Below are 11,759 nucleotides of genomic sequence, written 5' to 3' on the forward strand. Positions count from 1 at the left end.
CGACACTGTCCCGAAACAACATTTATATTATTATCGTAACTTACATATCTTGCATCGGATGGACCAAAAAGAATTACAGATTTCACATTTAAAGCCTCTGCAATATGCATACAACAGCCATCAGTATCAATATGAAGCGACGAATATTTTATAATTGAACAAAGATCATCATAAGAAGTTTTTCCGACTAAATTTACATCAACCAAATCKATATAATCGCTATTTATACCAACTTGCACTATCTTATAAGTCTTTAATTCTTTTTTTATATTTTCAAATAACTTTTTCCAGTTTTTTGTTGCCCAAATTTTTGTATTCCAACATGTTTTTCCGGGAATATATCCCTTATCTCCCCAACCGTGCTGAAAAGTTATATATTTATCTTGTGTATTTAGTCCGAATTTCGTAATGTCTCGCTCTATATAATTCAATGCTAAATTGATTTTTTTAAAATCTTTAATCCCTGCCGTAAGCTTAGCGACAGCATTAAACTTCAAATTATTCTTAATAGCTTCTTGCTGAAATGAATATTGATTTTTAACGTTAAAACAATAAGGATATTCTTTTTTTATTTCTTCAAAATCGTTAGCAAATTTTTTCAAGACATCATTTTTCAAATTATTTATTTTCAAATCTGCTATACCGGACGTTACATTATCCGAGGTAAAGTAATCCACAACAATATCGTACTTATCGGCAACAAACCTACAACCTATAATGTCTCTATCAAAAAAAAACCTTGTCTTTTTTATATCAGAAAAAAAAGACTTGTACGTTTTACCGTAAACATCAACTATCGCGACTGGTAGTAAGGCAACAAGACTTAACACAGCATCTTTTTGCCTCAGAACATCACCAATCCCGCCTGACAAAATTACGGCAATGTAAATTGCTTTATTTTCATTTTTTTGCAATATCAACTTAAAGAAATTATGAAAACTCTTTAAAAAACTTTTAATTATTTTTTTTCTTATCTTTTGCTTTTTTGTTAGTATCTTTTCACTTAACAAAGCTAACTCTTTCTCTGCTTTTTCCAATTTCACCTTATCATCATTGCAATATAAAATCATTCATCCCTCTTATTTTTTAGGAGATTTGGAAGATTTATCTTTTACATTTTCTTCCTTTGACGCTCCTACTTTTGTTTCGTCATTACCAAAAGCTTTTGCCCTTATTTTAACTTCTATTTCTTCGGCAATTAAAGGATTGCCCGCCAAATATATTTTTGAATTATCTCTGCCCTGTCCCAATCTTTCACCTTTATAACTAAAAAATGCTCCTGCCTTCTCAATTATTCCATCGTTTACGCCCATGTCTATCAAGTATCCAAATCTGTCAATGCCTTGTCCAAATATTATTTCAAACTCGGCTTGTTTAAAAGGAGCGGCTACTTTGTTTTTTACAACTTTTACTCTTACTCTATTGCCTAAAACCTCATCGCCTCTTTTAACCGATTCAATTCTCCTTATATCCAATCTTACCGAAGAATAAAACTTAAGAGCAAGCCCTCCGGGTGTCGTTTCAGGACTTCCCCACATTACGCCTATTTTTTGTCTCAACTGATTTATAAATATTAGTGAAGTTTTAGATTTAGAAATATTGGAAGTAAGTTTTCTAAGCGCCTGACTCATAAGTCTAGCTTGGAGACCTACAAAAGAATCACCCATCTCGCCTTCAATTTCAGCCTTTGGGACAAGCGCTGCAACTGAATCGACAACAATAATGTCAACTGCTCCAGAGCGTATAAGCTTATCTGCAATTTCAAGTCCCTGCTCGCCTGAATCGGGCTGAGATATCAAAAGATTATCTATATCCACACCAAGTTTTTTTGAATACTCTGGATCCATAGCATGTTCCGCATCTATGTACGCCGCAATACCGCCAAGTTTTTGAGTTTCGGCTACCATACACAAAGCCAAAGTAGTTTTCCCTGAAGATTCAGGACCATAAATTTCCACTATTCTACCGCGCGGAATACCGCCGATACCTATAGCTATATCAAGAGGAAGAGCGCCTGTTGGTATGGAGTCAACTTGTTCTCTTGCATGCTTTTCACCAAGTCTCATAATTGCTTCTTTACCAAAATCTTTTTCAATCTGCGAAAGAGCTAAATCCAACGCTTTCAGTTTTTCATCTTTTGCCATAAAGTTTCCTCTCCATGCGAATCTATATTCTTACAATTTTATTCGACTTAACATTTCTAAATACATTTCGCGTATCGACAATAACCTTTGCTTCTTTTAGAACCCTCTCATAATCAATATTTGCATGATCTGTAATAACAACAACGGCATCATATTTGTTTAATCTCGAAAGAGATTTAATTGACGATAAAACTCGTCCACAACCACAACTCTTTATCACAGGGATATATGGATCGTAATAAGATAGTTTTACGCCTTTTTCAATTAAAATATTTATAATGTCAATTGCAGGAGACTCACGTATATCAGCAACATTCTTCTTATAAGCTACGCCTAAAACTAAAACTTTTGAATTTCTTAAGGCTTTAGTTTTTTTGTTTAGAGCGTCTGATATTGTTGAAACAACATATTCCGGCATTTTTGAATTCATTTCACCTGCTAATTCAATAAATCTCGAACAGAAATTTAGCGTTTTGAGTTTCCACGATAAATAATGTGGATCTAAAGGAATGCAGTGTCCTCCAATTCCAGGTCCAGGATAAAAAGGCATAAACCCAAACGGCTTCGTGGCGGCAGCTTCTATAATTTCCCAAACACTAATGTTAAGTTTATTGCACATCAACGCAACCTCATTGACAAGCGCTATATTTACAGCTCTAAAAGTATTTTCCAAAAGTTTTACCATTTCAGCAGTCTGCGTTGAAGAAACTTTATGCGCTTTTGTAAAAGAACCGTAAACAGCTGCAGCAAGATCTGTACACTTCTCACACAAACCGCCAACAACTTTAGGAGTATTTTTTATGCCGAATTTTTTATTTGACGGGTCAATTCTTTCTGGACTAAAAGCTAGAAAAAAATCTTCACCAGCGTTTAAGCCTGTTTCTTCAAGCATTGGCGTAACCAATTCGTCGGTAGTACCCGGATATGTTGTCGACTCAAGAATGATAAGTTGTCCTTTTCTCAAAGTTTTTTTAATGTTCGCTACAGCTTCTACTATATAAGAAACATCAGGATCTTTAGATTTGCGAAGAGGTGTGGGAACGCAAATAATAATAATGTCCATTTTTGCAAAGTTTTTAAAATCCAAAGTTGCTGAAAATTTTTTATTTGATACAAGTTCTTTCATGTCATTTGTGTCAACATCACCGATATAAGATTTACCTTTATTTATCATACTTACTTTAAATTCATCAACCTCAAAACCCATAACCTCAAAACCCTGTTTTGCAAGTTCAACAGATAACGGTAGTCCCACGTACCCCTGCCCAACAACACCTATTTTTGCAATTCTTGTGTTAATTTTATTTAGTAACTGTTTATGCATCGTCTCTCCACTTAAAGTTTAACATTCTTAAACCAATATTTATTTTCCAAATACCAGTCAACTGTCTTTTTTGTACCCTGATACAAAGAAACTTTTGGAGACCAATTCAAAAGTTTCTTTGCTTTATCAATATTTGCCCAAGTAGTAACTATATCGGCTTTATGGAACGGTCTATAATTGTATTTAGCTGTTTTATTTAAGTTTTTTCTATTAAATTTATCATAAACTGAGCTTATAAGGCTTATTTCCACCAAAATTAATAACCTCAAAACCAGTTTCTTTCAATGATTTTATTGTCCCCATTGCTATATCTTCAATATACGTAAAATCTCTGCTCTGAGAACCGTCGCCAAAAAGTTCAATTGGGGCACCCTCCATCAATCCATTTAATAAAGCGTATTACACTCATATCCGGTCTTCCTGCAGGACCGTAACAAGTAAAATACTGATGTCAAGTCTGTATAAATAATGATATGAGTAACACATCGCTTCAGCGCCTTTTTTAGAAGCGGCATAAGGGGATATTGGAGTATTTACAGCAAGAGTTTTCACAAAAGGCATTTTTTGCCCAGCATACAAAGAAGACGTTGATGCCAAAACAAATTTTTTTTCTTTTCTTTTGCAATATCAAGAAGGTTTAAAGTTCCCAAAGTATTTGCAAAAACATAGGTAAAAGGATTTTCAATACTATAACGCACTCCGGCTCTTGCAGCAAGATTTATTACTGATTCAAACTTACATTTCTTTGTTATTTTTTCAATATCTTCTTTAATTTCGATATCAGCTTTATAGAACTCAATATTTTTAATTTTTTGAGATTACCCAACCTATATTTTTTAACTCTCACATCATAATAATCATTGAGGTTATATATACCTATCACATTTTTGCCCACTTTAGCAAGTAGCTCGCAAACTTTACTGCCAATAAAACCTGCTGCGCCGGTAACTAAAACAGTCATAGTTGTGTATTCCTTTAAAAGTATGGTCTGTGGAGGATTGTATAAAATCTGACAATTTTTGTCATTTCACGACACCAACAAGAAACTGATGTATGCGTATCATTGCCAATGTGTCTTGTGCGCAATACCTTAATAAATTTTTTTTTGTTTCTTCTATCCTAGCATTATCATAAAGTCCCATTGCCATAAAAGCAAAAGCTGCGGCAGCATCTCCACCTTCTCCAATCTCCAACCCTGCATAACTCATTTCAGGAATTAACACAGGAAGAACCTTTTTAATAGATGAACGACCGCGGAAATTTATATCGTAATAATTTTTTCTAACTATCAACTCTAAATCAACAATTCTTTCAATTATTTTGTTAAGTTTATCGCTTAAATCAGGAAACATTGCCGAAAGTTTTGATACTGAAATACGTTCAGAATTTGCATAAGTTATAACGCTACCCTCTTCTCCAAGATATTCTATAAGTTTTTCCGCAATTTCGCGACGACAATCTTTTGTAATATCTGCTATGTATTCGTGATGATTCAAAATATTTCCCAAATTATCAGTTTTGTCTAACGAAAACTGCGTTAGAAGCTGCGTATGAGGAGCTATGTTTGGATAGAGAGGCATTATTGTGGTAACAAATTCAAAATCAAGATAATAGAACGGTTGCTTTATATTCTCTATTTCTATTTTTAAATTTTCAGACACGTAATTTGTAGTTGTTAAAACGCTGTTTTTAACAACTTTCTGCATTTCCGTAAGCTCAAAATCATCAGGAACTTTATCGATAGTATCCGCTCCTAACGCTATCAATTCTTCCATTGCAAGCATAGAAAGTCTTGGCAAATCAAAAATATGATTTTTTACATCTTTGCCCATACATCCATCAAACAAAGGACAATTTTTACAAGTCCTTTTTAAATATGGCTGAGGCATATTTTCAGACTCAATATCTTCAAAAGCTTTATCCGAAAGAGACAAAAACTCCTGAACTTTCAGTTCAACTTTTTCAGTACAATCAAGCTCCGTAAAAAGACGCGATATATCCATTCCTAAACGATAATAGTTTGACAAGTGAAGAACGCTCGTCTTGCATATCTTTATACCATATTTGGATAAAACCATCGCGCTAAACGACATGTCGCTAATATATTTAACTTTGTATTTGCTTCCTGATTTTACCTCAAATAAGCGCCACGAATTATCTTCAAGTCTTTGCAATATATCAGTTTTTACAGAAAAACCGCCGGCAACAAACTGGGCATCATAAATCGTTTTAATGTCAGTGTTTGAAATCAAATCTCTGATGTCTAATGTCGGATTACCAGCCTTAAGTATTTTTGCATTTACAGCATCAGGAAAAAGTTGACGAGACGCTTTATGAACATTTCTTCCTTCAAGAGTAAGAAGCTCGTTATTAAGTCCGGCAAGTCTTGGGAGCGCGCCTCTTTTTGTCATCCAACCCAAAGTATGACAGCTTAGGTAATTAATAAAAACTGTTTTATTTATGTATCCCATAACTCTAAACAACAAAGTTGCTTTTTAATCTCACTTTTTCATTTCAAATTTTAACTTTGCTTTCTTTAAATTCTTCATTATCGAGTAAGGCGCTTTCACTCTACCCATAACAGGTTTTTCTTTTTTATACGGACCGTGACAATCTGATCCGCCAGTTACGATAAGATTAAAATATTCCGCAATACTTAAAAATTTTCTAACTGCTCTTTCAGAGTGCTTTATATGCCAAGCTTCTATACCCATCAATCCGTCTTTTATAAGAGATTCAAACATATTTACATCACTATAATGGATGTAATACGGATGCGCCATAACAGGTATGCCCCCCACGCTTAAAATAAGCTTTATAGCATCACCAGCTGAAAGTGAATACTTGGAAACATATGCCGGTCTACCGTTAGCCAAATACCGTTGAAATGCTTCTTGGACACTTCCTACCAGTTTTTCTTCAACTAAAGCTTTGGCAAAATGTAATCTTCCTACGACACTATTGCCTGCATTTTTCACAAAGCTGTCATCTTTTAACACAGCGCCGTTTTTTTTAAGTTTTGCTAATATTTCTATTGCTCTATTGTATCTTGCTTGTTTAAAAACAGCTAAAGCTTCCTTTAATTTTTCAGATTTATAATCTATAAAATATCCCAAAATATGCATTTCGCTCTTTTGAGAATTCAAGATAATCTCCGAAGATAACTCAATACCCGGAACAACCTCAATGCCGATTTTAGCTGCAACTTGTATAGCCTCATCAATACCATCCACAGAATCGTGATCAGTTATACTTATTGCAGAAAGATTTACTTTAGAAGCATATTCAACAACTTCTTTTGGAGAAAACGTACCATCAGAATAAATTGAATGAATATGCATATCAACATATAAATCATTTGATTTACTGCTATCCATCAAAGAATCTCCAACGACAAATCAACGCTTTTTGAAATAAGACGAGCGCTTGCGATCTTTTCATCATTAAATTTTTTAAAAAGAGACAACTCTTCAACAACTGTCATGGAAATAAGCGCTTCATCATCGTGAAAAGAAAAAACTGCATCTGAATCATGTGGCAAAACGTTCGTGTTTAGAATAAATGTTTTCATTCACATCTCCCATTCTCTTTCTTATTATACTAAAATTTCACAATAGCAATACATCTTTCATATTTTTGTCAGACAAAATAAAGGTCGAGAAAAAGTCTCTCAGTTTTAAAAAACTAAGAGGCTTTCTTATTTACTATTAAACTACAACTTTAGAAACTCATTCTGGTTCTTACATCGAAGACAAGTACATCGTTTTTATTCTCTACATTGCCTCCCTGAGGATTTACAAAGTACTGTACAGAAGGAGATATTGTAAAATATTTGCTTGGCTCAAATTTATAATACAACTCAAGTTCTATTTCCGCGCCGTTTTTATATTTAGAGTCGTATTTTTAGGCATAAAGATTAAAAGTTGCTATTTTGATTTATTTTTAAAGATAGCACGTTGTGATATCTGTACTGATGTTTTAAATGTTTAAAAAGCCTTTAATTCAATGTCTTACAGCAGATATAAGAAAAGGTGTTGCAGAAAGAATTTCATCTTTGGTTTTATCGCTCTGATTTAAAAAATCAATAACAACTTTTTTACCGTTATTTTCAGCAATAGCAATAGATTGATACCCCCAGCGAGAAGGATTGCCTCTAATATACTTCTGCGGTATTAAAATCGAAGCGTCGCCGTCAACAATCAGATTAGAAACATACGAAGCGCCATCAGAGGAATATTTGTATAAAACTGCCTTATCCTTATATATTCTCAATGAATATTCCCATCCTGATTCTGTAGTCAAAAATCCATTTACACCAGAAAGCAGCGACGTTGAACCAGCGCCGTCAATATTGTTAAGATCTATGTAAAAATCTATAAAAGCGATGTTATCATCCCACTTATCATCTTTAAATGAAAAATTTATTTTAATATTATTGTCTCTTGCAATAACTTGTATAGACTTTAATAATCCGTCATTGTATATTGAGATTCCATCCGAAATCAGTTCAACCGAAGTTTGTTTGTTTGATGATATAGAAATATTTTTTTTATCAGAATAAACATAGGACTCACTAATCTTATTTTCCACCAATTCAAAAGCGCCTAAAAGACGATAGATATTATCATATGCAGCGTCAAACATTCTTTTTCCATTAGATACGCCAGAAGATACATCTTTCAATAAGTTATAGTTACACAAATAAATTAATTCGCTTCTGGCATTGTTATATACGTATTCTTTAAAATTAGAAGTATTAGTATAATTGACAATTAAATTTGCCGCCGAAAAAAGTTTGTCCATTATCATTTTATTTATTGCAACTTGTTTAAAATTTACAGTTTTCTGCTGAAGCAAATCGCTCTTGACTTTAGATACATACATAGGCGTTGCAGGATATATATATTTACTATTATCAAAAGTAGTAATCAAATACTCCATTAACATCACATTTTGCAGATGCTTCTTCGTAAGCAGTACAGGAATAATATCTTCCGGCTTTGATTCAAGCCACTTCATAACATCTGTTTGATTGTAAGGAAAATCTTTGTATAAAGAAAATATCGTAATGCCATCAACGACATAAGCGCCACGCGCATTTTCTTCCAAATTATCCACATTAATCCATGACAATTTTAATCTTGCAAAATAATACAGTACGTCATACGACATCTCTGCGCAATTTAAAAAAACACAGGAATTGCCTTTGTTTGTATTACTTTCAAAACGAGTTAAATTATTTACAACGTATTCTTCAAAAATTCTATGCCTTTGCGATTTAGATAATTCTACATTTGAAAGCATGGCAAATATCGGCAAAACAGGCTCCGGGTTAAAAGAAAGAGCGGCCTCTATTTTGCCATACGAAATAAGCTCTTCTAAATTTTCAGGAATATTTACCGCGTCATTAACAGGAACATTCATACAAAAACGATTTGACAACAATATTTTATCAACAACAACATTTGATATATCAGAAGTTTCTGCAAAAAAAACCACGTACCTCTTTGCAACGCAAAAAGATGAAGAGCTTAAAAACATAAGTAATACAACATAAATAATTTTTTTCACAACAGCTTAGCGAATTCAAGTTGCTAATGCAACAATAGAATCAAGAACCTCCTGAGATGTAAGATAATTTAGACGTTTTCTTGGCATATTATATTAAACCAATTTTCTATAGTTATAACATCGCTCGCAGGTATTTTATCAAAATTGATTGCCTTAGGCAAAAACCGCCCTTATAAGACCATTAGTGTTTTCACCGCTTAACAGTACTACTACTTCATCGCATTCTTCTCCATTTAATCTTTGATATTTTTTCATCCTTTCATTTTACTAGTTCTATCCCTATCATATATCAGCATTATTCCCTTTGCTAATAAAGACTAACTGCTGTTACTTAACTTTCTCTTTGTTTATAAAGACAAAACTACAACAATAAGGATTAACATCTTTTTCTTGCTTGCGCAAACTTCTGTGGGTGTTTCATTAGCAACTTGAACTTGGGCATGAACATGATGCGATTGTTTTAATCAGAAATTAACTTATTACAGTACAAACTACGGAAATGGCGTTTTATGTTTACATCAAGTTTCATAAGGATACCATGTGGAAAAAAACCAATTGCGAAGTCTATTGTAAAACTTTGAAATAACTGGTGACGCTAAAACGGTTAAAACGGTCAAGTCAGAAGAAGCGTAGGAATGCACGTTATAAAAGAAGCGCGAGGGTTCCTTTGAAGAATTTTAAAAAGGCAATAAGTAGGTTGTAACGTTTGGTTTAGTATTAAGTTCCTGCTGGAGAGACAGCACAAATTTAGGGCGAAAGGATGATGATAACACAGTAGAATAATAACTAACACAAGTCAATAGCGAACTCAAGTTGCTAATGCGACAGTAGTGGCGGAAGGTACCGGGCTAGTATTGTAGAAGTTTTCTTACAAAAACTCAATGGCAATCACCTAAACGCACCTGAAGTTTTCATATTTTCTTGTAAATTAGAAAATTTGATATAATACGAATATGGGCAGACATATTCAGGATCTATTAAACTCTTAGAAGGTTTAAATTGACATAATCGAATTGATATAATAGTGGCGGCTACATTTGCTGGCAGAAAGGTTTGAAACAGAAAGATTTAAGGGTAGAAAGAAGACAAAGATATTTGATTGAATTTTGATTGTTTTGGTTGTATAGTCTTTAAGGTTGAAATGTTAAAAGTAAGGGATTAAAGCTGATTTGTTAAAAATTTTGATTTGATATAATCACAACAGTTGTATTTGGTGAAATGATACAATCTCACATTTGATTTGGTATAATTGGTTTTCTTATAAATGCAAAACAAAAAAAGTGGCGCTAAAATAAAAGAGGAAAGTTTCATTCGTGAAGCGATACATAATTCACATTCCCCTTAATCTCTAAGTCTAAAATTTATCAAAACCTATAGATAGAAACAAAAGAGGAAATAGTATGATGACATCACTCTTAAAAGGAAGACATAATATGATGACATTACGTTTAAAAAAATATGTAAGCTTGTTTGTTTGCCTTTCTCTGCTCCTTTCGGCATGCTCGCCCGATAAATCTAGCAAAGCTAGCGGGTTCACTAGAAACACTGAAGTTGGAGAAGACTCTGTAGAAGAAATAGACAATTATGTGCCGAGCGCTGGAAATAATAATGACGTCCATCCGGTTAGCTTCTGGAACCGTGAACTCGGGAAAGTCGGAGGATTTAGCGTAACGCCCAAACGAATAACATGGACAACTGTCATAGGGGGAGGAGTCCTTCTATTTGTAGGATATAAAAGCCATAAGTGGCGAAAGAAGCCTTCAACACCAATAGACACGACGCCACGACAAAGTGGTTACAAACTATCAACAACAACATCATCAGTAGCATCAGCATCACCAATATCATCATCGTTATCATCGTCATCACCAGTGTCACCATTAACATCGTTATCATCACCACCGGTGAAGGCGACGGCGGAGCAAGTGGAGGCGTTGAAGGAGGCGAAGATGGCGGCGAAGGGGGCGGTGGTGAATATAGCGGCGATGGAGTTAGAGTTGTTGGAAAGGCATATAAAGTCTTCGCTGTTTTCGGAGGAGACGAATGTGAGGATAAAGGAGCAAGTGTCTAATGCGTTGAAGGAGGAGAGGAAGAAGTTGGTGGCAGAGGCAGAGAAGAGTACGGGGGAGAGGGTGGTGGCGGCGGCGACGTCGATAAATGAGGCGAGGGTGGCGCAGGCGGAGATGTTGGTGCGGAGGGATGCGGAGGTGGAGGTGACGGCTGTGGCGGCGGCGAAGACGCCAGGGGCGTGGACGCGGGCGTTTCAGTCGTTGGAGGAGAGGGCGTTGAATATATTATCAATACGTCTGCCAAATGAGTTCAAGGCGCGTACAGAGGCGGTGAATGCGGTGGCTGATCTGGTGGCGAGGTTGCCGGAGAATGTGGTGCTACCGGCGAAGGCGGCGGCGTCTAAGTTGGCGGTAGCGGTGATGGTAGAGGTGAAGTGGAGGCTGATGTCGAATGAGCCGTCGGGGGCGTTGTCACCGGCGACGATGGCGGCGATGAAGGCAATTGTGAATTTGGGACTGCCAGAGTTGGAGAAGCAGGAGCTGACGTGGGCGGAGATAGTGCTGAAGAAGATGGCGGTGGCGGCGGAGAAGGGGTGGAATCCGAAGGAGTGGAATCCGAAGGAGAAGACTAGTTCGTCTTCCAGCTCCTCTTCCAGCTCGTCATCATCGTTATCACCAGTGTCACCATTATCATTAACATCGTCATCGCCA

The 11,759-nt window shown here is 35.4% G+C and carries 8 protein-coding genes and 2 pseudogenes; 1 reads left to right on the top strand and 9 read right to left on the bottom strand.

Translation table 11 applies throughout. The features are described from left to right. The 9 genes and pseudogenes from LE180_RS04505 to LE180_RS04545 all read right to left on the bottom strand — a co-directional run. Window positions 1-1,070: glycosyltransferase family 9 protein (locus LE180_RS04505; RefSeq protein ID WP_374134273.1), on the bottom strand; the 1,070-nt coding region annotated here is incomplete at its 3' end. Window positions 1,071-1,079: 9 nt separating this feature from the next. After that, a complete protein-coding gene (gene recA, locus LE180_RS04510; RefSeq protein ID WP_374134274.1) occupies window positions 1,080-2,144 on the bottom strand; it encodes a recombinase RecA in 1,065 nt (354 codons plus the stop codon). Between the two features lie 22 nt (window positions 2,145-2,166). Next, entirely contained in the window at window positions 2,167-3,468 is a 1,302-nt protein-coding gene (locus LE180_RS04515) for a nucleotide sugar dehydrogenase (RefSeq protein WP_374134275.1), read from the bottom strand. Between the two features lie 11 nt (window positions 3,469-3,479). Further along, window positions 3,480-4,429: pseudogene (locus LE180_RS04520) on the bottom strand (GDP-mannose 4,6-dehydratase). Window positions 4,430-4,490: 61 nt separating this feature from the next. After that, on the bottom strand, window positions 4,491-5,939 hold the full coding sequence (locus tag LE180_RS04525) for a DUF2779 domain-containing protein (RefSeq protein ID WP_374134276.1): 1,449 nt from the start codon (window positions 5,937-5,939) through the stop codon (window positions 4,491-4,493). Window positions 5,940-5,969: 30 nt separating this feature from the next. Beyond that, a complete protein-coding gene (locus LE180_RS04530; protein ID WP_374134277.1) occupies window positions 5,970-6,845 on the bottom strand; it encodes a PHP domain-containing protein in 876 nt (291 codons plus the stop codon). Then, window positions 6,845-7,039, bottom strand: coding sequence for a PIN domain-containing protein (locus tag LE180_RS04535; protein WP_374134278.1), 195 nt, complete (start codon window positions 7,037-7,039; stop codon window positions 6,845-6,847). The genes LE180_RS04530 and LE180_RS04535 overlap by 1 nt, the downstream gene beginning before the upstream one ends. A 149-nt stretch (window positions 7,040-7,188) precedes the next feature. Continuing rightward, a pseudogene (locus tag LE180_RS04540) lies at window positions 7,189-7,341 on the bottom strand (carbohydrate porin); the annotation flags it as partial. A gap of 129 nt (window positions 7,342-7,470) precedes the next feature. Next, window positions 7,471-9,039: a hypothetical protein gene (locus tag LE180_RS04545; protein ID WP_374134279.1), complete on the bottom strand. Its 1,569-nt coding sequence runs from the start codon at window positions 9,037-9,039 to the stop codon at window positions 7,471-7,473. A 1,949-nt stretch (window positions 9,040-10,988) separates the two neighbouring features. Here LE180_RS04545 and LE180_RS04550 point away from each other — a divergent pair. Next, the coding region (locus LE180_RS04550; protein ID WP_374134280.1) for a hypothetical protein at window positions 10,989-11,759 on the top strand (771 nt) is incomplete at its 3' end.

It is taken from the genome of Candidatus Endomicrobiellum pyrsonymphae, assembly GCF_020328025.1.
In the GTDB taxonomy this organism is placed as follows: Bacteria; Elusimicrobiota; Endomicrobiia; order Endomicrobiales; family Endomicrobiaceae; genus Endomicrobiellum; species Endomicrobiellum pyrsonymphae.

What these genes read in the sequence shown, in the direction of transcription:
- recA (WP_374134274.1), bottom strand. Translation starts at nt 2,144, where the DNA reads ATGGCAAAAGATGAAAAACTGAAAGCGTTGGATTTAGCTCTTTCGCAG.
- LE180_RS04515 (WP_374134275.1), bottom strand. Translation starts at nt 3,468, where the DNA reads ATGCATAAACAGTTACTAAATAAAATTAACACAAGAATTGCAAAAATA.
- LE180_RS04525 (WP_374134276.1), bottom strand. Translation starts at nt 5,939, where the DNA reads ATGGGATACATAAATAAAACAGTTTTTATTAATTACCTAAGCTGTCAT.
- LE180_RS04530 (WP_374134277.1), bottom strand. Translation starts at nt 6,845, where the DNA reads ATGGATAGCAGTAAATCAAATGATTTATATGTTGATATGCATATTCAT.
- LE180_RS04535 (WP_374134278.1), bottom strand. Translation starts at nt 7,039, where the DNA reads ATGAAAACATTTATTCTAAACACGAACGTTTTGCCACATGATTCAGAT.